Annotated in this window: 31 protein-coding genes; 1 reads left to right on the forward strand and 30 read right to left on the reverse strand. The window is 53.2% G+C overall.

Translation table 11 applies throughout. The features are described 5' to 3' along the window. Positions 1-2: 2 nt before the first annotated feature. The 25 genes from ACNY69_RS04865 to ACNY69_RS04985 form a co-directional block, all read right to left on the reverse strand. Positions 3-197, reverse strand: coding sequence for a hypothetical protein (locus ACNY69_RS04865; protein WP_418797465.1), 195 nt, complete (start codon positions 195-197; stop codon positions 3-5). Positions 198-254: 57 nt separating this feature from the next. After that, a complete protein-coding gene (locus tag ACNY69_RS04870) occupies positions 255-2,276 on the reverse strand; it encodes a phage tail tape measure protein (RefSeq protein WP_418797466.1) in 2,022 nt (673 codons plus the stop codon). A gap of 84 nt (positions 2,277-2,360) precedes the next feature. After that, positions 2,361-2,684: a phage tail assembly protein gene (locus ACNY69_RS04875; protein ID WP_126689573.1), complete on the reverse strand. Its 324-nt coding sequence runs from the start codon at positions 2,682-2,684 to the stop codon at positions 2,361-2,363. Beyond that, entirely contained in the window at positions 2,681-3,037 is a 357-nt protein-coding gene (locus tag ACNY69_RS04880) for a phage tail tube protein (RefSeq protein ID WP_126689574.1), read from the reverse strand. Before ACNY69_RS04880 ends, ACNY69_RS04875 begins: the two co-directional genes overlap by 4 nt. Continuing rightward, a complete protein-coding gene (locus tag ACNY69_RS04885; RefSeq protein ID WP_418797467.1) occupies positions 3,037-4,533 on the reverse strand; it encodes a phage tail sheath subtilisin-like domain-containing protein in 1,497 nt (498 codons plus the stop codon). Before ACNY69_RS04885 ends, ACNY69_RS04880 begins: the two co-directional genes overlap by 1 nt. Continuing rightward, on the reverse strand, positions 4,533-4,721 hold the full coding sequence (locus ACNY69_RS04890; protein WP_418797468.1) for a DUF2635 domain-containing protein: 189 nt from the start codon (positions 4,719-4,721) through the stop codon (positions 4,533-4,535). Before ACNY69_RS04890 ends, ACNY69_RS04885 begins: the two co-directional genes overlap by 1 nt. A 3-nt stretch (positions 4,722-4,724) precedes the next feature. After that, the gene (locus ACNY69_RS04895) at positions 4,725-5,285 is read right to left on the reverse strand and encodes a phage tail terminator protein (RefSeq protein WP_418797469.1); all 561 of its coding nucleotides are present in this window, start codon (positions 5,283-5,285) and stop codon (positions 4,725-4,727) included. Beyond that, on the reverse strand, positions 5,282-5,788 hold the full coding sequence (locus tag ACNY69_RS04900; RefSeq protein WP_418797470.1) for a hypothetical protein: 507 nt from the start codon (positions 5,786-5,788) through the stop codon (positions 5,282-5,284). Before ACNY69_RS04900 ends, ACNY69_RS04895 begins: the two co-directional genes overlap by 4 nt. Beyond that, complete coding sequence (locus ACNY69_RS04905; RefSeq protein ID WP_418797471.1) at positions 5,781-6,170, reverse strand: phage head closure protein; 390 nt, start codon at positions 6,168-6,170, stop codon at positions 5,781-5,783. Before ACNY69_RS04905 ends, ACNY69_RS04900 begins: the two co-directional genes overlap by 8 nt. Before the next feature lies 1 nt (position 6,171). Further along, complete coding sequence (locus ACNY69_RS04910; protein WP_418797472.1) at positions 6,172-6,501, reverse strand: head-tail connector protein; 330 nt, start codon at positions 6,499-6,501, stop codon at positions 6,172-6,174. A gap of 9 nt (positions 6,502-6,510) precedes the next feature. Further along, positions 6,511-6,819: a DUF7210 family protein gene (locus tag ACNY69_RS04915; RefSeq protein ID WP_418797473.1), complete on the reverse strand. Its 309-nt coding sequence runs from the start codon at positions 6,817-6,819 to the stop codon at positions 6,511-6,513. A gap of 42 nt (positions 6,820-6,861) precedes the next feature. Then, positions 6,862-8,082 (reverse strand): phage major capsid protein, encoded by a 1,221-nt coding sequence (locus ACNY69_RS04920; RefSeq protein ID WP_126689581.1) that lies wholly within the window; start codon positions 8,080-8,082, stop codon positions 6,862-6,864. Between the two features lie 12 nt (positions 8,083-8,094). Further along, positions 8,095-8,940 (reverse strand): head maturation protease, ClpP-related, encoded by an 846-nt coding sequence (locus tag ACNY69_RS04925; protein ID WP_418797475.1) that lies wholly within the window; start codon positions 8,938-8,940, stop codon positions 8,095-8,097. Between the two features lie 11 nt (positions 8,941-8,951). After that, positions 8,952-10,256, reverse strand: a complete 1,305-nt coding sequence (locus ACNY69_RS04930) for a phage portal protein (RefSeq protein WP_418797476.1) — start codon at positions 10,254-10,256, stop codon at positions 8,952-8,954. Next, positions 10,256-12,001: a terminase large subunit gene (locus tag ACNY69_RS04935; protein ID WP_418797477.1), complete on the reverse strand. Its 1,746-nt coding sequence runs from the start codon at positions 11,999-12,001 to the stop codon at positions 10,256-10,258. The genes ACNY69_RS04930 and ACNY69_RS04935 overlap by 1 nt, the downstream gene beginning before the upstream one ends. Continuing rightward, a complete protein-coding gene (locus ACNY69_RS04940) occupies positions 11,955-12,419 on the reverse strand; it encodes a phage terminase small subunit P27 family (protein ID WP_107319502.1) in 465 nt (154 codons plus the stop codon). Before ACNY69_RS04940 ends, ACNY69_RS04935 begins: the two co-directional genes overlap by 47 nt. A 171-nt stretch (positions 12,420-12,590) precedes the next feature. Further along, on the reverse strand, positions 12,591-12,929 hold the full coding sequence (locus ACNY69_RS04945; RefSeq protein ID WP_418797478.1) for an HNH endonuclease: 339 nt from the start codon (positions 12,927-12,929) through the stop codon (positions 12,591-12,593). Positions 12,930-13,082: 153 nt separating this feature from the next. Further along, a complete protein-coding gene (locus ACNY69_RS04950) occupies positions 13,083-13,238 on the reverse strand; it encodes a hypothetical protein (protein ID WP_418797479.1) in 156 nt (51 codons plus the stop codon). A 119-nt stretch (positions 13,239-13,357) separates the two neighbouring features. Then, on the reverse strand, positions 13,358-13,582 hold the full coding sequence (locus ACNY69_RS04955; protein WP_418797480.1) for a hypothetical protein: 225 nt from the start codon (positions 13,580-13,582) through the stop codon (positions 13,358-13,360). A 76-nt stretch (positions 13,583-13,658) separates the two neighbouring features. Beyond that, complete coding sequence (locus ACNY69_RS04960; RefSeq protein ID WP_418797482.1) at positions 13,659-14,129, reverse strand: lysis protein; 471 nt, start codon at positions 14,127-14,129, stop codon at positions 13,659-13,661. Beyond that, positions 14,113-14,622: a lysozyme gene (locus ACNY69_RS04965; RefSeq protein ID WP_418797483.1), complete on the reverse strand. Its 510-nt coding sequence runs from the start codon at positions 14,620-14,622 to the stop codon at positions 14,113-14,115. The genes ACNY69_RS04960 and ACNY69_RS04965 overlap by 17 nt, the downstream gene beginning before the upstream one ends. 3 nt (positions 14,623-14,625) lie before the next feature. Continuing rightward, entirely contained in the window at positions 14,626-14,868 is a 243-nt protein-coding gene (locus ACNY69_RS04970; protein ID WP_418797484.1) for a phage holin, read from the reverse strand. Between the two features lie 421 nt (positions 14,869-15,289). Then, positions 15,290-16,084 (reverse strand): antitermination protein Q, encoded by a 795-nt coding sequence (locus ACNY69_RS04975; RefSeq protein ID WP_418797485.1) that lies wholly within the window; start codon positions 16,082-16,084, stop codon positions 15,290-15,292. Positions 16,085-16,104: 20 nt separating this feature from the next. Then, a complete protein-coding gene (locus ACNY69_RS04980; RefSeq protein WP_418797486.1) occupies positions 16,105-17,121 on the reverse strand; it encodes a DUF968 domain-containing protein in 1,017 nt (338 codons plus the stop codon). Next, positions 17,118-17,834 (reverse strand): phage antirepressor KilAC domain-containing protein, encoded by a 717-nt coding sequence (locus ACNY69_RS04985; RefSeq protein WP_418797488.1) that lies wholly within the window; start codon positions 17,832-17,834, stop codon positions 17,118-17,120. Before ACNY69_RS04985 ends, ACNY69_RS04980 begins: the two co-directional genes overlap by 4 nt. 402 nt (positions 17,835-18,236) lie before the next feature. Here ACNY69_RS04985 and ACNY69_RS04990 point away from each other — a divergent pair, with 402 nt between their 5' ends. Continuing rightward, the gene (locus tag ACNY69_RS04990) at positions 18,237-19,337 is read left to right on the forward strand and encodes a hypothetical protein (protein ID WP_418797489.1); all 1,101 of its coding nucleotides are present in this window, start codon (positions 18,237-18,239) and stop codon (positions 19,335-19,337) included. Positions 19,338-19,524: 187 nt separating this feature from the next. On the opposite strand, the gene ACNY69_RS04995 is transcribed toward ACNY69_RS04990, so the two are convergent. Genes ACNY69_RS04995 through ACNY69_RS05015 form a run of 5 tightly spaced genes read right to left on the reverse strand, consistent with a single transcriptional unit; the run spans position 19,525 to position 22,587 of the window. Further along, complete coding sequence (locus ACNY69_RS04995) at positions 19,525-20,958, reverse strand: dATP/dGTP pyrophosphohydrolase domain-containing protein (RefSeq protein ID WP_418797490.1); 1,434 nt, start codon at positions 20,956-20,958, stop codon at positions 19,525-19,527. Further along, positions 20,955-21,077 carry a hypothetical protein gene (locus ACNY69_RS05000; RefSeq protein ID WP_418797491.1) on the reverse strand — a complete coding sequence of 41 codons (123 nt, stop codon included), beginning with the start codon at positions 21,075-21,077 and terminating at the stop codon, positions 20,955-20,957. The genes ACNY69_RS04995 and ACNY69_RS05000 overlap by 4 nt, the downstream gene beginning before the upstream one ends. Continuing rightward, on the reverse strand, positions 21,074-21,508 hold the full coding sequence (locus tag ACNY69_RS05005; RefSeq protein WP_418797492.1) for a winged helix-turn-helix transcriptional regulator: 435 nt from the start codon (positions 21,506-21,508) through the stop codon (positions 21,074-21,076). Before ACNY69_RS05005 ends, ACNY69_RS05000 begins: the two co-directional genes overlap by 4 nt. Positions 21,509-21,521: 13 nt before the next feature. Then, complete coding sequence (locus tag ACNY69_RS05010) at positions 21,522-22,415, reverse strand: conserved phage C-terminal domain-containing protein (RefSeq protein WP_418797493.1); 894 nt, start codon at positions 22,413-22,415, stop codon at positions 21,522-21,524. Further along, positions 22,405-22,587: a DUF4222 domain-containing protein gene (locus tag ACNY69_RS05015; protein WP_111533613.1), complete on the reverse strand. Its 183-nt coding sequence runs from the start codon at positions 22,585-22,587 to the stop codon at positions 22,405-22,407. Before ACNY69_RS05015 ends, ACNY69_RS05010 begins: the two co-directional genes overlap by 11 nt. Positions 22,588-22,621 lie beyond the last annotated feature (34 nt).

The raw sequence follows: 22,621 nt of genomic DNA on the forward strand, positions 1-22,621 counted from the left end.
GGTTATTGTTTATTTCTGCTTTCGATTTGATCAGATATCATTCTCGTTATGCAGTAAGGGATAATAACAAGTGAAAGCCCTGCAAGATAAACTGGGATAAGATCGGGACTTTCTGCTGCGCGATTTCCCATCATCACTAAAATGTAAACCGCACCAAATACAGCCAACAGTATTGAAATGCCACGCACAAAGATCATAATTATCACCGCGATTAAACTCAGAAAGCTCAGGTTAGCTCCTGAATTATTTTTTTCCTAGTTCCTATTGGCGCTAAACCGGTTATATCCAACATCATACGTGAGCCATGGAGTAGCGCTACCCGGTGGAGTGGCGACTCGCATGCCAGGAGGTGCACCCTCAAAGCTGACTTTTAGCTCACCTTGCTGTGGCGCAGAAAATGCAGATGGTTTTTCCAGCGCAAGGTTAGGTTTAAGGGCGAGATCAGGCGTTAAGATGCCGGCACCCAAAACATCAAGCAGATTTGGAGTTTTATAATTGACGACAGGTTTCGCATCAGACGAAGCGGATTGCTGTAATGGAACTTTAGGCTGATATTTGGCGTCCGGAATAGGATTATCCAGGCCAAATATCTCACGGAGTCTTGGAATGAAGCCGTTATAACCCCGCTCACGCTCCTCTGATTGCATACGATTAACCAGCACCTCCCCTTTACTCAACCCCTGAGCTTTGGCTTGTTTATCCAAATCCTGCAGTTGCTTAAGAAGCGAAACAGCAATGCCGATCGTGATGGTCATTGCGCCGAGGCGGCTGATTTTACCCAGCAGGCCAGACAGTGATCCTGCCAGATTTACCGCCTGCTGCAGAGAACCGATAGTTTTAATGGCGAAAGAACCGGCCATTACGGCGCCAATGCCTTCAATAACAGTCTGCCAGTCCCCCATCTCCTGAGCGACATTATCTATCTCAGTCCAGACCTGCTTAACTACAGGGCCAACCTGCTCCCAGTTATTAATTATCAGCATGGCGCCGGCAGCAAGTGCTGCGATAGCCAGCTTGGCAGGCGACAGGTTCATTACCATGTTAAGCACTTTAAAAGACTGCGAAACGGTCCCGACCGCAACACCAACTCCAATCAGGGAAATAGCAAATTTCGCTACCGATCTGACCAGTTCGGGGTTGTCTCTGACAAACTTTTCCGTCTGCTTTATATAGGGCATTAGCGCAACAACACCCTGCTTAAGCTGTGGCGTAAGCGCATCACCCAGGGCAATGCTTACCGCCGTTATGCCATTCTGCATCAGCGTGAGTTTGTTTTCGGTCGTGTCCGCACGGGAGTCATACTCCTTCTGCATTGAGCCAGCGTACTGCTGTGCATCTGCAACCTTTCCAAAATTTTCGCGAAGCAGGTCGAGATTGTTAAGAAGCGGTGCGATAGCCTTTATCGACTCTCTGCCGAACAGCCATTCGAGTGCTTTTGATTTGCTTTGTTCAGGTAGTTTCTTTATACCTTCCAGCACTTTAAGCATGGTTGCTTTAGAATCTTTCACCATCCCGCTGGCAAGAGATTTAGGCGTCATACCAATTTGTTTCAGAACCTTCTTGGCATTACCGGTATTAGCGTTGGAAAGCGAAAGCATGAAGTTCTGGATACCAGTGCTGGCTACTTCAGACTGAACACCCATCCCTGCGATGGTGGCACCCAGCGCGGCAAGATTGCCCGTAGAAACGTGGTTGACCGCCGCAAGAGAGCCCACGCTGGTGACTATTTCAGAAATTTTAGCTGCGCTGGCAGGGCCGGTATTGCCCAGGTAGTTCACCTTATCCGCCAGTCCAACAACGTCTTTCTGCGTCATTTTGAAAGCAGTTCGCCATGTCGCCATCATCTGACCTGACTCTTCTGCGGTCTGGTCGAACGCTATACCCATCTTGGCAGCATCTTCCGCAAACCCGACAAGCTCACTTCGGGCAATGCCTGCCTGACCGGCAGCAGCGACAATCTGACCGATACCGTCGGCAGTAATCGGCAGCTTCGTTGAAAGATCAATAACGTCCTGGCTCATCTTCCTGAAAGCATCAGCGTTATCAAGACCGTCAACAACCTTGCGGATATCAGCCATCGTTGATTCGAACTTAATGGCCTGATTTACCGGGATAGCCAGCGCACCCAGAATGGATGCGCCGATAGCTGTTGCACCGACTGCCAGCGATGAAAATTCCTTTTGGAACCCCTTCAGCTGACGCTGCATCCCTTTCATCGGGCCGGTAAGCTGGTCAACGGCCGTGATTATGGCTTTTAACTGGAAGCTGTCAGCCATTCTTAATTTCCTCGCTTATACGCACTGCTTCTTCCTCAAGCTCCAGAAAATCGGAAAGAGCTGACCGCTTCAGTTCAAGAGGGTTTATTCGCCAGAAGTGAGCGACGTTGTAACATCGCTGCCGGAGATTTCTCCCGCTCCCGAGCCGGTAAAAAAACCCAGAATCGTCATTGAGGCTTTGAAAATATCAATCTTCGCCATCTGGCTGGCAGACGATCGGGGGACCCCGGCCAGCACCGGGATATAGCGCAGTGATACTGAACTGTCGATTTTGATATTTCCTTCACTGCCAATGGTGAACGGAAAGCCGATTTGTTCGATCTCGTCAAACGATGGCTCGCGCAGCTCCAGCACATGAATAGTCTCACCATGCGCCGTAATAGGTTTTGAAAGCTGAAGTTCACTCACTGATAGAATCCTTCTGAGCCGTGGAATTCGAGGTCAACCGTACCCTCTTCCGCATTGTGGTTGGCTTCACCGAACTGGAAAGCTTCAGACAGCACGTAAACCATGCCGTTAGCCAGTTCGGCGGTGATGGTCATCTGGTCTGAGTCCATCAGCTTGGTGACCGGAAACGCTTTCGGCACCTTAAAGGTGCCTTTGACGTAAGGTGCGCGGTGCGTCTCTTTGTAATCCACGTCACCGGCCAGGCCGATCACGTCATCACGCACCCTGGTGTTCATCGGCACCTCGATGCCGCCGGTCAGCGACAGCTGCTGGCCGTCCACCTTGACGTATGCTGTACCCGCAATCTTTGACATTACGCGCTCTCCTCGCTGTATTGCAGACGGAACTGATTAAGCAACGCAAAGACGCGCAGCTGGTTAACATAATCCGGAGGGAACAGGACATCCACGCGGGTCGGGTCGCTTACGTTGCGTTCAACCACCAGATGCTGCTTGAAGAGATCGAAGTTCTCCACAATGCCTGCCCGCTCCATGGTGCGATAGCTGGCGCACATCTCCCCCTTCAGTACCGCAGGCGTCACGATGGCCTGCCCCGGACCGAAGCGCGTCCCGTCATTCGCCAGCTTATGACGCGGGTATTTGCTGGTAATGATGCTCTTCAGCTGACGGATAACGTAGGCACTGGTATGCAGCGTTTCACTGTCGAGGTAGCTGTTGTCCGCCACGCCATAGGCGTTTTTCTGATAGGTGGTGATGTCGCGCTGGATGCGCAGCACCCCGCTTTCAGCGTAGGCCGTGGCAATGCCGTGCTTCAGCAGGGACTGCTGCTCGGTCAGAGTAAAGCGACTTCCTGCCGGTGCCGGTAATGCGCCAGTCAGCTCGCCGGTCTGCGTCGGGCGGGCCGGGTCAGTGCGGATAAACACGGCGTTACGGGCGGTGCGCAGTGCGACCAGCTCATCGGCAGCCGTCTGAACAGCAGGCTCATAACCGGCTACGGTAACGTGCTGGTTGTTCATGGTGTCGCCAAAGGCCACCAGTTCGGAGAGCGTACCGATTTTCGCCGTGTAAACGTGGCCGTAAAGCTGGCGTGCATAGCCCCAGCGACCGGAAGAGTCGTTCATTTCCAGCGCCATCGTCGCCAGCGAGGCGGAATCACTGAACGGCGTGCCGATGAAGTCAAACGGCTCATCGCCCATCGCGGCTACGGTCGCAGCCAGTGACGGTGAGCCCGTGCCGCCAGACATCGCGGAAATCACAACGTTTACACCGTCAGGCGTGGTTTCACTTCCCACGGTGCCGTAGTAGTTCAGCGCCAGCGGAATGCTGTTGCTGGTAAGCCCTTTGTGGCGGGCAGTGAGTGTTACCACACCTGTCTCGGCAGCAGCGGTCACCGGCAGGTCAGCGTTGGCATTTATGGCGGCGGCCAGCGTCGCGGCCACGGCTGCCGGAGCGTCGCCGGTCACCACGGGGGCCTGGACCCGTACCGCGCCGATATACAGGCTGAGCGAACCTGAAGCCTGAGCATTGCCGGTCAGCGTCACGGTGCCTGTGGCGGATTCGCCTTCCGGCTCGGTCACTGCGATAACCCATAGCTCACCAAACGGATCGACAGCGCGATAGCGTGCCACCATACGGGCAAGCTGGCTGCCACGGCCTGCAACCCTGCCCGCCAGCGCGGCAGACGGCATGATGGTGAGTTTATTTTTTGTGATGGTGCTGTCGGCTGAGGCGAAGCCAAGCAGCAGCGACGGGCCGCTGCTCTGTGTGGTGTTCGCTTCGCTGTTGTCCATCTCCGCCCAGAACAGCGGTACGCGGAGGTCTGACGGAATAGTGGGGAACGAGACTGACATTATTCACCGCCCTTTTTCTTGGGGTCAGCAGCAGGCTTTTCTTTTTCCGCGCTGACTTCTTCGACATCACCATCCGCAATGCGGCGGTGCCAGTAGCTGCTCTCTTCGACGTTCCGGCCTTCTGAAGGCAGCAGATCGCCCCGGACAGGGTCAGGAACTGACCGCCCGCGCTTGGGTCTGAGTTGCATGATTTACTCGCTGAGATTGATTTTGGTATGGTGCTCAATGATGGCGTCAGGGCCATTACCCGGATCGATATAGTCAACGTCGATTTCGACCGTTTTCAGCTCGTCCAGAGCGTTAAGATCATCCTGCTGGCGCGTGTCTTCTTCGGTGATTTCCCGCGTCAGCATGAATTCGAACTGGTAATAAAGGCGGCCCCGGTCCATATCCAGCAGCTGACCGCCGGAATACGCCACCGGGCCTGCGTCGGAATCAGGCTCCCAGCCGAGAAGCGCCTTCCAGATTTGCTGCCGGACATCGTGCACGGCGTCATACCCGGCTGCCTGACCGCGCTCGTCGCGCGTATTGTCCAGCACCACGACTACCGCAAAGCCTTCAGTCACGTTCTGCCAGTAGTCAGTCAGGGACTTCTGCTCAGCGGTGACGTCTTCGGTCGGCACCACATACGCCGCCGGCAGACGCATCTTTCCTGTTTCAGGGATGGCTTTAAATTCAGCCGCCCCGGCGACGTTGCCCGCGAAAATCGGACATCGCGCCCGGAGTGCAGCGATCACCAGTGATAGTTTCATTTCTTTTTCCTTTCAGGCCGCAGGGAGGTTCGCAGCGCACGACTAAGGACGTAGCGCGTCCACGTTTTGCGCGCCTCCAGTACCTCGGTCATGTAGTTTTTACGCGGGGCAACGCGCCAGCCATTGCCCCCCGACTTGCCTTTGTGGTGACTCTTTTTGCGCTTAGCGCCGCGCTTCACGCCGTAGAACAGAAACGCCGGATAAAAGTCGCCCTCAATGAGGCGGTTACCTTCGCCCCGCTTCTGGTTTGGCGCGATGCGCACCATCAGACCCGGACGGCTTTTTGATGCTCGGGGAACGTAATAGCCGATTGATCGCGCCAGCCTGCCGGTCCTGAATCCCGGATATTCATCCGGTGCAGAACGACCGCGGCGCATGACCAGACGCCGGGCATCACGCATGTGAACCTGACCAATCTGAATAAAGGCGCGGCGCATTTTTGCCCGGTTGAATGTCAAATCTGTAGGCTGTTGAAAATCAACGTGCAGAAGCGGCTTAGCCATACATCTCTCCGTCGCTGTCGACAGCCCTCAGCTCCTCACACTCCAGCAGCAGATAACGACCGGCAGAGTTTAGGTCGCGCAGGCGCTTGACGCGATACACATAACCGCCGTAAACCACCTCAAAATCTGACGTGATGCCACGGTGGTAACGGATCGTCATATAGTGGGTTATGGTGTCATCAGCCTGAATGGATTCGTGATAGGTAGTGGCACCCACCTGCCTGACCTTCGCCCACACGTCTTTTTCGTTCTGATAGACCGGCTCTATGCCGTAATCCGCTGCCGCCAGGTCGATGCGCTGGCGCAGGTGAATGCGCTTATTAAGTTCACCGGGGTCGGGCAGCGTGAATATGGCACTGGTGTTTGATGAGCGTCGCTGCATGCTAATACCCCGATACCGGCAGACGTCGCGAATTGAGCAGGAACTCAAACGCCTGGGGCGTCTCCGTCATCTCCAGCTCTGAAACTGAACTACGATGCTCATACCAGTGGCTGACCAGCATCAGCAATGCAAGCCGGATATCTTCAGTAATAATCATGCCATCGGTATCCAGCGGTGCAATATCAGCCACCGTTTTATACAGATTACGGTTGAGGTAGGTCACCGCCTTTGCCTCGGCGGCCAGAGCAAAAAGCTCAAGCAGCCGATCTTCTTCCGTGAAGTCGCTCTCCAGTCGGCACTGCTGTTTGATTTCTTCAAGTGTCAGCAGCATGGTAACGCCTTATTTTTTAGTTTTTTCTTTCGCCTCAGCTGCCGCTTTCGCTTTGGCTTCCGCGTCCGCTTTTTCTCTGACTTCTGCCTCTGCCTGAGCCTTAGCATCGGCTTCGGCTTCGGCTTTTGCTCTGGCTTCAGCTTCAGCTTTTTCCTTCGCTTCAGCTGCCGCTTTCGCTTTGGCGTCATCGTCAGCCACTACCCGCGCGTAACCTTTTTTCACCAGCTCGCGGCCATGCTGCTCCGTGGTTTCAATCGTGCCGCCTTCAGGAACGACAACGCCTTCGTGATAGTTGGGCCGGACAAGAGTCAGTTTCATCGTGCTTTCTCCGTGAAGCGGCCCGCAGGCCGCCGTGATGGGTTACGCGCCAGCCGGAGCAGGAGCGGTGAACGAGCCATAAATGAAGGCTTCAGGGCGCTTAACCGCCAGCGCCAGACGCTCTTCGCAGCGAATTGAGATCATGTTTTTCTCAAAGTCGTCGGCGTTCTCAGTTGAGATGACCACGTTGGCCTCTTCACGATCAAAGAGCTGTGCGGCAGCATTGAACGCACCGGTAAGGAATTTCCCTTGGAATGCGGCAGTTTCGGTGGCCACAACTGGCAGCCCCCAGAGTGTCGGGCCGGTCAGCGCAGCCGGATTTGCCAGGATATAGCGGCCCAGCGTGTCTTTGGTCAGCTCGATTTTGGCCCAGTCGATAAAGTGCAGAATGTGGCCCGACGCAGGGAAACGCGCTAACTGTGCCTGAAGCATCGCCAGACGCAGGTCATCAATACCGCTCTGATTTGCGACTTCGAACGCGGCCTCAAACGCGGTGGCCTGAGGTACAATGCCGTGCAGATGTGCGCCTTCGGTGCCGTCGCCAAAAAGAATCTCCTGCTCTTCGACATACTTCAGGCCGAAGCGCATTTCTGCATCGATGGTTGACTGAAGCTGCGGCATGTCGTCAAGGATTTGCTTCGCGGCTTTGAACATGTGAGCGATAGTGACTACCGGCGTGATTTTGGTGGCAAACTTGATGCCGCTGTACGGCTTGGTCGTGCCCTCAGGCACCACTTTTGCGGCATTGGTAAAGCCTGTCTGCTGCACCCAGAAAATAGCCGGAGACGAGGTGCGACCGGGGGCAATCAGATCGCGGATAAACAGGCGCTGTTTTGGCTGCGTATCAATACCCGGCAGGCGCTGTGGCTCAACAACACCATCGGCAACGTCCGCTGAAAGCAGTGCAGCATTAACCGGAATGCTCAGGCGGCGGTTTCCCTCAATGCTGGCGGCGAAAGACTTGAGCGCTTCGCTGCTGATCACGGTCTGACCGACGGTTTCGATGACCTTTTTTGCGTTAGCCAGTGGCATTTGCGCAACGTGCTGTTCCAGATCGCCCAGCGAAGCTTTCAAGGCCTTGTTAGCCTCCGTCAGCGCGTTAAACTCAGTGGCGATTTTGTCTACAGCTTCCTTGGTCTGGGCAGAGAGCTGGCCGGAGTTTTTTGCTTCTTTAAGCGCATCTTCAGCTTTCTGACTGAAGGTGCCGGACACTTCCTCCAGCTTTGCAGATACCTTTTTCAGTAACTCATTTACATCTGACATGATGAATCCTTATTAGCCGAACGCGGCCAGCGCGTTTTTAAGTTGAGCAATATTTTCGGGGTTGATTTCGTCGGTAGCGCCCGGCATACCTTCAGGGGTGGCAGCAGCGCCAGGCTTGCTGCCGGTTAATGCTTTAAGAAGTTTTCGGCGCTCGGAGCGTGGCATATCAGTTTTTGCCAGTGTCGCGTCCAGCTTGCGTAGTGCGGCGGCAGGGCTGTCGTCGCCGTCAGCGATTTCATCCGCCGCCAGCAGGCGATCTGCAAAACCTTTTTCAACGGCATCACTGCCGCCGATATAGGTTTCAGCATCCATCATCGCGTCGATGGTGGCAGCATCCAGACCGGTACGTGCGCCATAGATGTCATTCATCGCCTTGTCGAAAGGCACCATGTCCGCCGCAATCTGCTGCAGGTCGTGACGGTTGCCCATCGCATAAACCCAGCAGTTGTGGATCATCAGAAAAGCACCGCGGCCAATCTGAACCTCATCCCCTGCCATCGCGATAATCGACGCAGCAGAAGCTGCGAGGCCCAGCACCTTGACGGTTACCTTCCCTTCGTACTCACGCAGCAGGTTATAAATCGCCAGGCCTTCAAACATGTCGCCGCCCGGCGAATTGATGTTCACGGTCACGTCGGCACCACCGATTGAGCGGAGCGCGGCAGCAATGCGGCTGGCGGTAACGCCGTCGCCGTACCAGTCAGCGCCAATGACGTCGAACACGGAAATGCTGTTGTCATCACTTTTTGCGGCCTTGATGCCGCCGTTCCAGCGCTCCATTGCAGAAGACGGCAGATCGCGATTTTCGCGCGCAAAAGGCCGCCCCTCCGGCGCTGCCGGAAGACTTTTTACTGTCATTGGGGGTGCTCCTAAGCCGCCTGTTTAAGCGGTGATTGTTCGAAAGGAATGTCCGGGAAAACGGCGTTGTGAACTTCACGCAATAGTGTGGCCCTTGCGGCGGTGCTGTTTTTGCGTAAGTCTTCAAGCGGTGTCAGATTCAGCTGCACGGTGTAGATATCACCACCCTCAATCGGCGGCAGATTCTCCAGACGGCGCACGTCATTACGGGACATCCAGCCGTTCTGCAGGGCAGTGGTGTAATAAGCGGAGCGTCCGGCGCTGTCGGCACGAAGCAGGCCTTCAACGGAGAACTCAGCAAACAGGTCTTCATCACCGTTCAGCAGGCAGCGTGAAATCTCCTGCTCAATGTTCACCAGCATCGGGCGCAGCGTATTCGTCAGGAACAGCAGGTTCATGCCTTCAACGCTCGACGCCCAGCTACTCTGCTTATCAACATGACCCACCATAAACGGCGGCACGCGGAACCAGCGGCAGATTTCCTCAATACTGAATGATCGTGACTCCAGCATCTGAGCATCTTCAGGATTAAGGGTAATGCCCTGATAGGACATGTCACCCTCAAGGACCATCACCTTGCCCGCGTTTTTTGAACCAACGAACCGGTTGAGGTTTTCGCGGTTTTTCTGGCGCTGCTCTTTGGTCAGCAGGTTCTTTGACAGAAAGAAACCTGACGTCTGAATACCGTTTTCAAAAATTTTTGCGGCTGATTCTTCGACCGCCATCGCTGCGCCAAACACGTCTCGCCCGGTGCGCATCGGCATCATTCCGCATACACCATCCAGTCCAAAACCCCGGATGTGCATCATATTTTTAACCGGGATGATGCGCGGTACGCCCTTCTCTGTGTATGTGTACTGCAGTTCGCCGCTGTCCAGCCGCTCCACCTTCATGCTCTGGGGAAGCAGCGGAACCAGTGAGACCAGCTTGGTGCCGATCATCTTTTTCTCAACGTAGGCATTACCCCGCAGACAGATACTGGCAACGACCATCAGCATGAAGCGCGATGGTGTCATTTCGCTGTTCGGGCGGCGGCACAGCAGCTGATAGGCCGGATGATTGAGCGCCAGCTTGCGCGAGCCGTCAGCAGCACGTTCGTAAACCTTCATCGGCAGGGTTGAAACTGACTCGCTCAGCAGGCGCACGCAGGCCCAGACAGAGGCCAGCGCCAGCGCTTTCTCGGCTGTCACAACCTTACCGCTGCTGCTTGTGCCGTACCACTCCTGCCAGAACGCAGCGTCATTAAGCCCAATCGACTCACCGAGCCAGTTCACAATCGCGCTCTTGATGCGACCCGGCCGTTTTTTTTCCTTCATCAGATACCTACCATGATCGGGTCATCAAAAAAATCATCAGGATCGCCGCTGTCCACCAGTACCGCATCCTCCGCTGCGCCGATTGCCATAGCCGAAGCCACCACGCCATCGATGCGGCCGGTGCTTTTCTTTTTGGCAAATATGCGGTTGTCCTTCTGATCAGCCTCAAGCACCGCACAGGCGGCATTCCAGCGCAGGCAGGGATTGGGCCGGATAGTCAGCACCCGGTTATTAAGATGCTCCTCAAACAGCTCGATAGAGCGCGGCATCCATAGCCCGGACTCCTGAGCCTTGTAAAATCCCTGACCGTGCGGAACAAGGTCAACGCTCACAGACTCGCTTTCCAGCTCGGGCTCCAGATACTTAATGCGGTACTGGTCAAACGCGATGCACTTAATATCGTATCTGGCCGCCAGCTCACCGATGCGCACCGCCACGAAGCCATAATTGACCGCCTTGCCTGGCGGCGCGTGAATAAAGCCGTTACGCAGCCAGGCGTCATAAGGAACGTGGTCCGTTTTGGCGCGCTCAAGCAGAGAATCTTTTGGCGTCCAGAACTCAACCAGCAGTTTTTTGGATTTCGGGAAGTAAAGCGCCAGCGCCGTCAGGTCACGGGAGCCGGACAGGTCCAGACCGCCATAGCACTCTTCGCCTGCCAAATCTTCGGGGTCAAAGTCCTGTTCGCAGTTCATCCAGGTGTCGCTGTCAATCCACGGGTCGGACGCCTCCACCCACTGGCAGAAGTTCAGGCGGCGGACGATGCTCTCTTTTGACGGCATGCCACGCGCCTGTGTCACCTGCTCCCGAAGATATTTGTCAGTGAAGGTCTGGCCCAGCGAAGGGTTAGCCTTCCCCCAGCAGGATTCGTCCTTAAACGGGTCGTCGCCTTCATCCAGCGAACAGATGAAGCTGAAAAAGCTGTCATCCTCCAGGTCTCCGGCGGCAACCTTCCGCCCGTACTCATGGTACTCATAGCAGACGCTGGTTTTATCGTGGCCGCTGTTGGTGATCAGAAACATCAGGGCCTGACGGCGGCCTTTAGTACCGGCACGCATCATCTCAACAACGGCGTTTGTTTTGTGCTCGTGCACTTCGTCAATCAGTGCGCCATGCGGGCGCGGGCCTGACTGACCATCATCGGAGCTGATCGGCTTGAAGAAAGAGCCCGTCTGCAGAAACGCAAGGTTCCACACGTTCAGGCCAGTACCGGATTTGGTGATGCGCTGCGCAAGCGCGGGCGACTGATCGACCATCGTCACCGCATCGCGGAACAGGATCATCGCCTGGTCTTTTTTCGTGGCCGCCGCGTAAACTTCGGCGCGGGGCTCTTTGTCTGCCATCAGCAGATAAAGACCAACTCCGCCCGCCAGTGGCGATTTACCCGAGCCCTTACCGGACTCGATATAGCTCATGCGAAAGCGGCGCGTGCCGTCTTCCGCTTTCCAGCCGAACAGGGAGCCAACAATGAAACACTGCCACGGCAGCAGTATGAAAGGTTTCCCCTCATGTTCACCGCCATTCAGCTTCAGAACCTGAGCAAAGAAGTTAACAACGCGCGTTACCGCTTCAACATCCCAGAACAGGCCGCGCTTCGGACCCTCCTCCAGATCGCGAAGGTGACGGGCGCATGCCGCGCGGATATCTGGCCCGGCAACGACCGCACCGCTGGTAACATCCATTGCATACTGCGTCGCCGGATCAACCGAAGAACTGGTTGAGCGGGTCTTCTTCTTTTTCTCCACCATTCACGTTCACCTTTGACCGGGCAGCCGGTGTAAGGCCGAACTCTACCAGGTAGCTTTTGAAGCGCCGGTCTGCATCAGCCAGCATCGAAACAGCCGGGTTGGCTTTAATCAGAAATCCGCCATCGGTCTGGACCGTGTAAGTTCTGCCCTCTTCGGCAATAGTGATCCGCAGCTGAAGAATATCGGCGTAGATATCACAGAGCCTTTCCAGCGCCAGCACATCGGCAACGGTCAGCACGCCCATCCCGTCGAGCAGGACAGTCAGCTTTCCCCACGCTACCTTTCCCCAATCAGTGAGGTGTGACGGCGGGCTGGGGATTTCTCTCGCGGGTGCAGGCTCTTTGTCGTTGAGTTTTCGCTTGCCCGGATTGCCGGTAACGACCTTAAGGTGGGTCGGTTTTGGTCGTCTTCCGGCCATAAAAACCTCCCAGAAAAAAACTTTTCATTTCGCGGTTGTGCATAAAAAGGGGGGCGGGCGGTCAGGAGGTCGCTATCCCCTGAACTCTGCACCCGCCCACCCCGATGGTGATGATAATCGTTATCATTTGGTCATGACCCTCTCACTCCCGATGTCAAGTGATATTCATTCTCATTTGCGCCAATGGGATGACGGGTCGAGGGGAAGGCCGTTCTCATCGCACCCTATGACGTGTCCGCGCTTCTCTTCGCGCTGCTTGGTCGAGTCGTGATGCTGCTTGCAGAGAGGCTGCCAGTTGGCCTTGTCCCAGAAGAGCTTCTGAGCCTTTGCTATCTCGTCCTGCTTGCCACCGTTGATGGCCTCTTTCAACCTGTGTGGTTTGATGTGGTCAACAACAGCAGCAGCCACTGCCCTGCCCTGCCGATGGCACATGGAGCAGAGAGGATGTGACTTCAGGAATGAGAGTCTGGCTTTATCCCAGCGGCTGTTATAAATGCGAGGCTCGGACATCAGATTTTCCTGCTGGCTGGATGCGTTAAATCCTCGGAACTGGTAAGGCCACCAGCCGATGATTCATAGTGTTTATGCTGAAAAGTGAACTCTACGAATGCAGTTTTCAGCACAAAATAAAAAAACCGCCCGGAGGCGGTTTATATCGAGATATTACTCACCCTTTTCCATGGCTTTCAAAACGTCATCAAAAGCGGCCTCTTCATTATCTTCTGGATCGTCATATCCATAGATTTCATTGATGCTATCAGGCCCTTCCTCGTCTTCATCGTCCATCTCTGGTAAATCTTCATCGTCAAAATCAGACATTCCAAACTCCTATGATTTATCCACCATGAAAACATGGGGAAATCATACTAAACCTCGAAAATGGTAAAATCCATCATCGGGTGCACTCGCAAATGCGCCTTGTGATGATGCCGCGGTGATTAGTCAGATTTTGCGGCTAACCAGTCTGCAGCAGATCTCATTTGTTTGATTGCCTGGGCTTTAGCCACCTTTTCTAACTCAGCTAAAGTTGTTTCCACCTCATAAGGTAACTTCAGGTACAAGGACACGTTTTCACCACCCGAGTCGGGATCGGTGTAAATCGTCACTTCAGCGTAGACAGATTTCTCTTCAACTCGTGTAAAACTTCCAATCTCAATTTCCATGATTTACTCAGGTAAAAGCCTTTACCGAAGATTATGCATTAGTGTCAGCTGAGCTGAAACGTGAAAAAGAGGGATATCATTTCAGGCATTGTTCTCTGATGTACTGCTGCAGCCCGGCTATTTGCTTTCTGGCGACTTCGATTCGCTCTCTGAGGGTGAAATAATCCCGTTGAGCGGCGTCAGTAAGTCGGGCGCTGGCTGCATCATCCAGGCCGGCGGGGCCGGTGGCGGACTGCTTCGCGCAGGTGGCGTTGAGCTGCAACCGACGCTTGCCAGTAGCAACATCATCATGCAACTGATCGATAGTGGCTTTCGCACTCGCTAACTCCTTCGTGTATTTCTCATCGAGGGCAGCCACGTCACGCTGGCGCGTCTGCATATCGGTGATAGTTTCATTGGCCTGCTTCAGGTTGCTGGTAGCAGTGTCACTCTGAGCCTTATAGTCAATGGCATTGCCCCGGTAATAGAGTGCAAACGCCGTTGAAGTGGCGATAGCGACGATAATCAGCAGCCCGATCGCCAGTAGCAGCTTAGCCTTTAAGGTCATCGACACTCTCCGCCAGACACAATGAGCGCTCCATGTCTCGCCGGTTCATCAGACCCCGCCATTTCATGCCGCCGGCATATACCCAGCGCCGAAGCTCTTCGCATGCACCATCAACATCACCTGAGTTCAGGCGCTTCAACAGGGTTGATTTGGAGAACGCGCTGGTGCCAACGTTATAGGTGAAGCTGTAGAGCGCCGCCCGCTGATATTCACCCAGCGGCACTTTGACCATGCTGTCTACCGACTTCTTAACAGGCTGCAGGTCACTCCACAGCAGGCGATCACATTCCCGATCGGTGTACTTCTTGCCTTTAATGATGTCGGTGCCGGTGTGACCGTCGCAGACAGTCCAGACGCCAGCCACATCCTTATAGGGCTCGTATACCCTGCCCTCCACTCCATCCTTTCCGCCGAGGAATACTGTAGCGATAGCCATAGCTCCGCCACCCGCGACAGCAATAAGCTTATTGCGCAGGCTGTTTGACATAGCCATGGGTTATTCCTCGCTAATGTCTGGTGCAGTAGGCCAGCGCTGAAGGGCTTTGATTTGCGCCAGCGTAGCCTTGCGCTTGTAATACCAGTTGATGCCGAGCGTGAAAAGCGCGACCAGAATACCGGCCAGGACGCCTACAGCACTCCATTCATCGGGACTAAGCCGGGTCAAAAGACCATTGGCGATCGTCCCGGCAGATGCGCCATAAGCTGCGCCTGAAGCCAGTTTGCTCATATCGATACTCATATCACCTCCGTGATTACGGGCGGTGCTGTCGGTAGCCAGAAGAAAGATGCGCAACACCACGGTGTCAAAAGTGTGTGTGGAGACTGATTGGTGTGCGCAAAAACGAAAAAAGGTCGCTCTCTGGCGACCTCTTTGTGTGGGAACCCTGACGCTACAGCGGTAACTGCCTTGCCCGTCAGCAACAGGGTTAATTTCTTTACCCCTTGTCGGGGATAATTTGCTGCGTATCCCTTGCAGGGGATAAGCAAATAAAAAAGCCCCGCCAGCTGGTGAGGCTGCAGGGCTTTCGGACATCCACTTAATGTGCAACTGACCCGCGCTTAGCGAACCAGATAAATCTGTTTAGTGCGGAAGACTCATAAAATCCCCACTATGAGAAGATATTAATCCATTCCCGGACAAAAGCAACAGTTATCTTTGGTCAGTCGCTGTTTGTTGGGCGGGTAATCTTCTGGAAGGTCTGGTCAGCGTGAGACTCTTCCTGCTCAAGCTTGGCCACCAGTGCATCAAAGAACGGCCTCCAGTTACGGTTCCACGTTCTCTCCTGCAGGTCAGGAATCAGCGCACTGATAGCCCGGTAGGCTTTTGTGCCTGGCGACCGCGTGAATCCTCTTCCCCCGCAGCGTTTGCAATTTTTCTCGACGATGGTGTTGGTCAGCCTGGATTTTTCAATGTCCCGCACCCGGCCAGTGCCATTGCAACGGCACCGCTCTGTTACCGCGCCCTTGCCGTGACATGTCACGCACATCTTTTCCACCGTATCCAGTCGGTACTTTGGTGGTACGTAGTTATCATTGTCAGGCGTTGAACATCCGGGATGGGTCATCACATGCTCGATGCTGTTGGTAAGGCCGCGCCCATTGCAGTCAGGACATGAGTGGGTGCTTGACGCAGAGCGGACATAATCCTCATAGGCCAGCTTTGCAAGAACACGGATGCAGGATGGCAGCTTTGAGCCCGCCGCTTTAATAACGAGCTTTGGGGTATTACGTCTTGCATGCATCATAAGCAGGCCGATTACACGGTCCTTATCTTCTTCACTGACGCCGGACTTAGCCAGAACGGCTGCAATCCCCATTGGTGACTTTGACTGACACATCCCGATAGCAGCCATCAGGTCTGTACCTGTAAGCCCTTCACTACCGGTTGCACGGGAAGAGTCACTGATCTGCAGACTCTTCGGGTTGAAATGCTTCAGCGCCGATTCTATTTTCATGCTCACCTTCTCCACACACTTTATTTTTTATCTGTCCCAATCACGCCGACTGCAATCGCGAAATCCAGGAACCTGAATAGCAGCTCAACCTGGCTGCCGTAATTCGACTCAAAAAGTTTTGGGTCGCGGTGTAACTCGTCGTGATGCGCCCTGCAAAGCGGTATCACGAATAAATCATGGGCCTTTGTTCCCATTCCTCCCTGACCGTGTCCGATGATGTGATGAGGATCGTCTGCCGGGCTACCACAGCAGGCACAGCTTTGTGACTTAACCCATCGTGTGTATTTCTCACTCTCCCAGCGCTTGCGCTTAGGGCGTTTCATGAATGACTCAGGCGACTCCGGATCGGCCTGAAGGCTGATTATCTTTTTGACGACCTGAGCGGCGTCCTGAATAACTTCACGGGCGGGACGGGCTGGCACAATCCTGGCTTCTTTGAGTTCGCCAGACTGCACAGGCTCTTTCGGCATGCGCAGAACGCGCCGGGCCGGTGCCTCCGGTATCAGGTCAATTACATCATTCAGGGTCGCCCACCAGCACAGTTCAGGCATAGTCAGGTGGTGATCGGGTGGTAATGCCATCTGGCTACATGCAGCCCTGATGATCCAGAGAGCGGTATTTCCTTCGGCGATATTCTCCAGGCTGCCGGGAACGCCGTTTTCCCTGAACTCATTATCGTGGCTGTAGCAGAGAGACACCAGTCCGCTTTCGATTTCTGACACTGTGAAATCGTGGTGGTGCCAGGCACCCGGCTGCTCCCACTGACAGCAGCTAAATGACTGGACGAACGATGCCAGCGCACTCGGGCCACCAGCGGCCTTTATCACACGTTCGTGGCTGAAGAAGGGAATCAATGAGGGTTCATCAAGCAGCGGCTGAGTGCCTTCGTTCAGCCGTCCTGATGGCAGGTCTGCCATATCCATTGTCGGAGTGCTGATCACAATGCGGGATTTGAACAGCTTCAGCAGCTCCGGTCCCGGCTTGAGCAGCACTATCCCTGTGCGCGGCGCTATTTCAGGTGTAAGCAATGCCCTCACTCAGCACCGCCTGCAGCTTTGTACGCCGTCCACAGCCCGCCAATCCACTGAACGCCCTTTGCGGTGAAGCGGTACTGGCTGAACATGTAATTTGATTCGGTAGTGGTTCCGGTTCTGACCTCAAACCGACCAGCATCGATGTGCTGGCTGTAAGGTGTCAGTACGCCATTGAGTCGGTACATAACCCGGCTTTCAATCAGGAACAGGCGTAATTCAGGCTCTTTGGCTTCAAGAAGTTTTGCCACCTGCCGGAATGTCATTGAACTGGTGGCCGTGACGTAGCGATCCACGAACGCAACCTTTGGTGCGGCTTCAGTAAGTTGCAGCTGCAGGCGCTCTTTCTCCTCTTCCGCTTCAGCGGCCAGGCGGAGTGCCTCAGCAAAGGTCTGCGGGATTTTGACCGGCTGGCTTTCCTCTAACTCATGCAGTCGCTTGATCACTTTCATGCGAAGGATTGCACTGTAACCGGTAATGAGGCATTGGGTGTGCTCACGGTCGAGGTGATACTCGGTTTGCTGACGATTCATGCTGTCAAAATAGATGTGAGCAAATCTGCTCGCATCTTCCTGAAGCTGAAGAAGCATGGCTTCGATATCTCTTTTGACATCTGGATGACGCTTAGCTGTGAGAGCGGCAATTTCACGGCTGGTCATGATTGGAGCACGAATAGTGCTGGCGGCAGGCGTAATGACGCCAGTTGATTGGTTTAGCATTCTGTCTTCTCCACACAAAGTATTAACTGGCTGCACCCCATCATCTGCAAATTACTGGGGCCACCTTTTGCCAACAACGTCTAAATCATCTGTGCCAGACACAGTCATAAAAAATAAATAATTAATTTCTCTATACATTTTATTTAAGACTTAGCTCAGGAAAACGTGTATTCCATGCCTTAACGAATGTTACAATATTACAGTTTTTATGCTGTGTGCTTAATAAAAAAATGTGACATGCGCATCACAATAATTCATTGCACTCGCTATATTTCTTCGTGAGGTTCACTTCGTTGAATACACTCCTCTTGGCTACTATGAAGAAGAGATGAAGTGTTCTTCATATCAATTCACCAAACTATATACTGAATATACTATAACTAGTGATTGAAGGAAATAAATATGCATAAACTAACTGTAATTATACCTTGGTTAATGTGTGCAAGCGCAAGTGCGGACGACTGTGAAAGCATTATTTCCTTATCACGAATTGTCAGCGAAACCACTTACGATAAAGATGCGGTTGAACAAAATGCAAATTATTTTTGCCATGCATACAGTCAAGGAACCAGCATATCTAATGATTCTAACTTTGGTGCAAGTTACAAGTTCCTTGCAGCAAGTTTTGGAAGTTCCAATGTAACAGTCACAGAGGTTGCCAGCAAATATTGTTCTGCGTCTGACAACTATTCCAAGAGTAGAGATGCCTATAAACAATATGTTCAAATTATTGCTCCGGGTGCGTATGAAGCATATAAGCAATGCACAACCATAAAAAAAGATATGCAGTTCAATGTCGATAGCGTTCTCCCTGCGCAGTTCTCAATGTCTGTAGGTTTTGTATCATCTGATTCTAGTGTGAAAAACGCCTCTGTTTCCTACTCTGCATCTACTGGTGTTTCTTGCCACTGGAATAATACACCCGGAGTTGAAAAAATCATACCAACAGGTTCAACATCTTATATTGAGTGTAATAGAACAGATCAAACACAAAAAGCATATGTCAAAATTATAAGAACTGACTCGGCAACAATCCAGCCTCTCACGCTTAACTGGCAAGCATATGACAAAAATGGGTATCCTTTAGACACCCTCAAAGAATTCGGTAGTCGTCTTAAAGCATTAGAAATGGACATGATTAACTTACAAAAAGGAAGTGTAGTTGGTTTTATGTCAGATAATTGTCCGACAGGATGGACTCCTGTTGTAAATGCTCAGGGTCGATTCCTCAGAGGTATAGATAGCTCCGGGTCAAATAATATAGACCCATCAGGCAAGAGAACCCCTGGTTCGATTCAAGAAGATATGCTTAAAAAGCATACTCATAATTATAAATCCGGATTCCACGATGGACAGTCAAATAGTGGGACTGGCGCAGACCCAAACAAAAAGGACTCTACATTAATTGAAACTGACGAAGGAAAATCAAAAGATGGTGATTTAGGACCTGAAACTAGACCAAAAAACATGGCCGTACTATTTTGCACAAAATCGAACTTATAAATTTAAATTTTAAGCATTTCAGCTATGTCATAAGGTATTTTAATTCCAATGTACATAATTCACCATGCTACATAAGATTAAGAATTAGCAAGGCAATATCAGAGAAGCTCCTTGGTGCTTCTCTATATTATATTCACCTTAATGCAATTTAAAATGGAGATGACTGCGGCCTTTAGAAACGCTGAAACTAAAACTGATAAGCAATATCGCTGATAGCCTGACGCAATAATCTGTAATTCGACCAGCAGCTGCGGTCTGTCTGCGCCACCAGCGCGGTAAACTCATCCACGGTGCAGGGCTGGCTCTGGCGCAAATCAGACAGCGCTCCTGTGAACCGCAGCAGATGCTCAGACACCATTTCCTCATCATTGAGCTGCTCGGTCAGCCAGTGCTTGACGGCCAGTTCGTCCTGTCGCTGTTGAATGAGATTCACAGCTCTCTCAATGGTGTCCGGTGGCACAACGATGTGCTCCGGATGCTCAACTGAGTCTGCCGCCCAGGTATGTGCGAATTTTGACTCAGCGTAGGTATATTCGTTTTTCATCTTGAAAGCGGCCTGGACGCAGGCCCACACTTCAACGCCGCTCTGTTCGAGAATATCCTGCTTCAGCAATGGCAGGTCATCGCCATAATCTTTATCAGACTCAGCAGCGCCCGCGCCATCAGCTTTCAGGTGCTCACGCGGCTCACCGTTTTTGGGTTCCGGCCAGTTGCGTGCCTTGTTGACGCTGAGCTTCAGCTCCATAGCAGCGTTAAGCTCTTCTTCGCTGATACCGGCGCGGCGCATGGCATCCCACAGCAGAAACTGAAGGTCAGCCCATTCCGACAGGTCGTCTGGTGCTTCGGCTGCTTCCATCGCCTCTTTTGCCAGGTGCTTCAGGGGTCCAACCGGACCAACATCGCCGAAAGTTTCCTGTGACCACACCGCATGCTCTGCCCGGATTTTTTCACGCAGTTTTGCCGGTGATACGATGGCTGCTGAGCGGGTCAGCTTCTTTTTGCCAGCGGCTTTAGCCTTTTCCATCTGCTGCTGCGCAACCGAAGAGGCTTTCACGCCATGCTCACGCTGCAGGGCTACTGCTGTGGTTGCAGCCACTTCGCCTGACTTCACCATCTCAATCAGCGGTTCGCCAACGGTCAGCAGCTGCAGGTGCTGTTCAACGTCGGTGATCGAACGTTTCACCTTGGCGGCAATCTCCGCGGGCTCTAAGCCCTGATTAACCAGGCGCTGATAGGCTGCTGCACGTTCAAGCGGCAACAGAGCGCGGCCCTGACTGCTGGTGACCATGAAAGCCACACTGTCAGCCTCACTACCCACGAAGTCCTTGCACTCAAGGCGCAGCGTATAGCCAGCGTCCTGCGCCAGCTTCGCACCGTAATAGCGGTGATGGCCGTCGATGATCTTAATGCCCTTCTCCGTGACCTTAACAGCCAGCGGAGGCACATGCTCACCAGCGATAAAGGCGTCACGGAATTCCTCGACATGGGTCTGATCGATATCACGGATGTTGTAATTAGTTTCGACATACAGCTCATCAACGCCCAGCAGGTATGTTTTGCGGGTGGTGATATCGGTGTCGCTGTTTTTCTTATCGTCGTAAATGCGCGCTAAAGTACTCATGCTGTGGTCAGCTCCAGTGTCAGGACAATAATCAGGGCGGCAATCATCACGGCTGCGTCACGGATGGCCAGGCAGAAAATCTCATTGCGTTGGTAGTGGCTCTTCAGGTGCGCTCTCATAGCAAATCCCTGTTAACACTTGCTGAAATGATGCGCCCGGTGTCCAGGCCGCCGTAGCTGCCACAATTCAGTGATCCCTTCACCGCGCAGCGATCGCATGACTCTTTGGCTGCGTTACGTGATGCATCGAACTTTGCCACCAGCATCGCTTCACGCCACACCCGTGCTGCACGTAGCCAGAACTCTTTGCTTTCCAGTTCGGCGGCTTGCCGCGCCATGCGGCTGTATTTCTCGCTCTCGACCGGTAACGGGTCAGTGTTGATCGAGTAGCTCCAGTCGCTGGCACGCTTTAGCAGCCCTTTGGTGAACAGTGGTTTGATGAAGCGTTTGACCGATGTCTCATTCAGGTCGGTTAGCTTGCACAGTTCGCGGACCTTAAGCGGGCCATTGCGGGTAATCAGTTCAAGAATTTTGGATTCGTAATTGATCATGATTTATCTCCCGTTACCCTCGAAAGCCGTGAGGCACTGAGCTGTCAGGTTGCGGTATCACTGTGATATCCCGCTGCATATTGCGCTTCAGGGCGCTCCACTCAGAACGCGGCGGACGACCGGCTTTATCCCACTTAGTGGCTGACTGGAGGTAACCAGGAAGATTGCCCGGAATAAAAAGCGTTTTGGGGCGCATGTACTGGTATTCCTCGGTACCTTCCCAATGGGCATGCTTGTAATCCACCACCAGGCAAAGTTCCTCCACCGTGAACTTATCTTTCAGTCGGGATTTTATGTGACCCATCGACGACTGAGCCTCAGTGTGCTTAGCGCCGGTGACTTTGTTCAGGTGACGTAAAACCTGACGGGAGCGATTAACAACTGACCTCTCATCGTCTGGTTGCGACGCAACCTGACAAAAGGGTTTTTTATCTGATGGATCATGTTTTGAATTTACTGACGGATCGTCGCCAGATTCTGGCGGGTCAAAACTCTTATTTTTGCCGGATTCTGACGGGTGAAAATTTGATGCGTCAAAATTCGGTGCGTCAGATTTTGATGCGTCATATTTTGATGTGTCAGATTCTGACGCCTCAGATTCTGTCAGGTGAGAGGCCGCCGCTTCGCGAAGCTTCTTGATGTTCAGCTGATACATATTGGAGTTATTGCGGTTACCTTTGCGGCGTGACGTGCTGGTCAGCCAGCCTTCGCTTTCCAGCTTACGGATCGAAGTACGAACGGTGCTCGGGCCAGCTCCTATCTGACGGGCAATAGTAGCGATTGAAGGCCAGCAAACGCCCTCGTCGCTTGAGAAGTCAGCCAGGCGGGCCATGATGGCAACCATCGTGATCTTCATGCCAGAAGATGCGCAGCCGTCCCAGACGAATGCAGATAATTTAACGCTCATGATTTACCCCAACCTCTCTGAAATATTGCCTGAACCGTTCGAGAGAGCTGAAGCACTCGCCATGTTCATAGTTGTCACGCAGGTAGATAACCCGGTCGTTCTCTGGCTCCCAGCGGATGACACGCACAGGGATACCGCGCTTATCTCGGAAGATTCGATCGAGCTCTCGCATTTGGTCGCCTTCATTCGCTGGTTAGCATCACCCA

The organism is Pantoea graminicola (genome assembly GCF_048452665.1).
Taxonomy (GTDB): Bacteria; Pseudomonadota; Gammaproteobacteria; order Enterobacterales; family Enterobacteriaceae; genus Pantoea.

What these genes read in the sequence shown, in the direction of transcription:
- ACNY69_RS04865 (WP_418797465.1), bottom strand. Translation starts at nt 197, where the DNA reads ATGATCTTTGTGCGTGGCATTTCAATACTGTTGGCTGTATTTGGTGCG.
- ACNY69_RS04870 (WP_418797466.1), bottom strand. Translation starts at nt 2,276, where the DNA reads ATGGCTGACAGCTTCCAGTTAAAAGCCATAATCACGGCCGTTGACCAG.
- ACNY69_RS04880 (WP_126689574.1), bottom strand. Translation starts at nt 3,037, where the DNA reads ATGTCAAAGATTGCGGGTACAGCATACGTCAAGGTGGACGGCCAGCAG.
- ACNY69_RS04885 (WP_418797467.1), bottom strand. Translation starts at nt 4,533, where the DNA reads ATGTCAGTCTCGTTCCCCACTATTCCGTCAGACCTCCGCGTACCGCTG.
- ACNY69_RS04890 (WP_418797468.1), bottom strand. Translation starts at nt 4,721, where the DNA reads ATGCAACTCAGACCCAAGCGCGGGCGGTCAGTTCCTGACCCTGTCCGG.
- ACNY69_RS04895 (WP_418797469.1), bottom strand. Translation starts at nt 5,285, where the DNA reads ATGAAACTATCACTGGTGATCGCTGCACTCCGGGCGCGATGTCCGATT.
- ACNY69_RS04900 (WP_418797470.1), bottom strand. Translation starts at nt 5,788, where the DNA reads ATGGCTAAGCCGCTTCTGCACGTTGATTTTCAACAGCCTACAGATTTG.
- ACNY69_RS04905 (WP_418797471.1), bottom strand. Translation starts at nt 6,170, where the DNA reads ATGCAGCGACGCTCATCAAACACCAGTGCCATATTCACGCTGCCCGAC.
- ACNY69_RS04910 (WP_418797472.1), bottom strand. Translation starts at nt 6,501, where the DNA reads ATGCTGCTGACACTTGAAGAAATCAAACAGCAGTGCCGACTGGAGAGC.
- ACNY69_RS04915 (WP_418797473.1), bottom strand. Translation starts at nt 6,819, where the DNA reads ATGAAACTGACTCTTGTCCGGCCCAACTATCACGAAGGCGTTGTCGTT.
- ACNY69_RS04920 (WP_126689581.1), bottom strand. Translation starts at nt 8,082, where the DNA reads ATGTCAGATGTAAATGAGTTACTGAAAAAGGTATCTGCAAAGCTGGAG.
- ACNY69_RS04925 (WP_418797475.1), bottom strand. Translation starts at nt 8,940, where the DNA reads ATGACAGTAAAAAGTCTTCCGGCAGCGCCGGAGGGGCGGCCTTTTGCG.
- ACNY69_RS04930 (WP_418797476.1), bottom strand. Translation starts at nt 10,256, where the DNA reads ATGAAGGAAAAAAAACGGCCGGGTCGCATCAAGAGCGCGATTGTGAAC.
- ACNY69_RS04935 (WP_418797477.1), bottom strand. Translation starts at nt 12,001, where the DNA reads ATGGTGGAGAAAAAGAAGAAGACCCGCTCAACCAGTTCTTCGGTTGAT.
- ACNY69_RS04940 (WP_107319502.1), bottom strand. Translation starts at nt 12,419, where the DNA reads ATGGCCGGAAGACGACCAAAACCGACCCACCTTAAGGTCGTTACCGGC.
- ACNY69_RS04945 (WP_418797478.1), bottom strand. Translation starts at nt 12,929, where the DNA reads ATGTCCGAGCCTCGCATTTATAACAGCCGCTGGGATAAAGCCAGACTC.
- ACNY69_RS04950 (WP_418797479.1), bottom strand. Translation starts at nt 13,238, where the DNA reads ATGTCTGATTTTGACGATGAAGATTTACCAGAGATGGACGATGAAGAC.
- ACNY69_RS04955 (WP_418797480.1), bottom strand. Translation starts at nt 13,582, where the DNA reads ATGGAAATTGAGATTGGAAGTTTTACACGAGTTGAAGAGAAATCTGTC.
- ACNY69_RS04960 (WP_418797482.1), bottom strand. Translation starts at nt 14,129, where the DNA reads ATGACCTTAAAGGCTAAGCTGCTACTGGCGATCGGGCTGCTGATTATC.
- ACNY69_RS04965 (WP_418797483.1), bottom strand. Translation starts at nt 14,622, where the DNA reads ATGGCTATGTCAAACAGCCTGCGCAATAAGCTTATTGCTGTCGCGGGT.
- ACNY69_RS04970 (WP_418797484.1), bottom strand. Translation starts at nt 14,868, where the DNA reads ATGAGTATCGATATGAGCAAACTGGCTTCAGGCGCAGCTTATGGCGCA.
- ACNY69_RS04975 (WP_418797485.1), bottom strand. Translation starts at nt 16,084, where the DNA reads ATGAAAATAGAATCGGCGCTGAAGCATTTCAACCCGAAGAGTCTGCAG.
- ACNY69_RS04985 (WP_418797488.1), bottom strand. Translation starts at nt 17,834, where the DNA reads ATGCTAAACCAATCAACTGGCGTCATTACGCCTGCCGCCAGCACTATT.
- ACNY69_RS04990 (WP_418797489.1), top strand. Translation starts at nt 18,237, where the DNA reads ATGCATAAACTAACTGTAATTATACCTTGGTTAATGTGTGCAAGCGCA.
- ACNY69_RS04995 (WP_418797490.1), bottom strand. Translation starts at nt 20,958, where the DNA reads ATGAGTACTTTAGCGCGCATTTACGACGATAAGAAAAACAGCGACACC.
- ACNY69_RS05000 (WP_418797491.1), bottom strand. Translation starts at nt 21,077, where the DNA reads ATGAGAGCGCACCTGAAGAGCCACTACCAACGCAATGAGATTTTCTGC.
- ACNY69_RS05005 (WP_418797492.1), bottom strand. Translation starts at nt 21,508, where the DNA reads ATGATCAATTACGAATCCAAAATTCTTGAACTGATTACCCGCAATGGC.
- ACNY69_RS05010 (WP_418797493.1), bottom strand. Translation starts at nt 22,415, where the DNA reads ATGAGCGTTAAATTATCTGCATTCGTCTGGGACGGCTGCGCATCTTCT.
- ACNY69_RS05015 (WP_111533613.1), bottom strand. Translation starts at nt 22,587, where the DNA reads ATGCGAGAGCTCGATCGAATCTTCCGAGATAAGCGCGGTATCCCTGTG.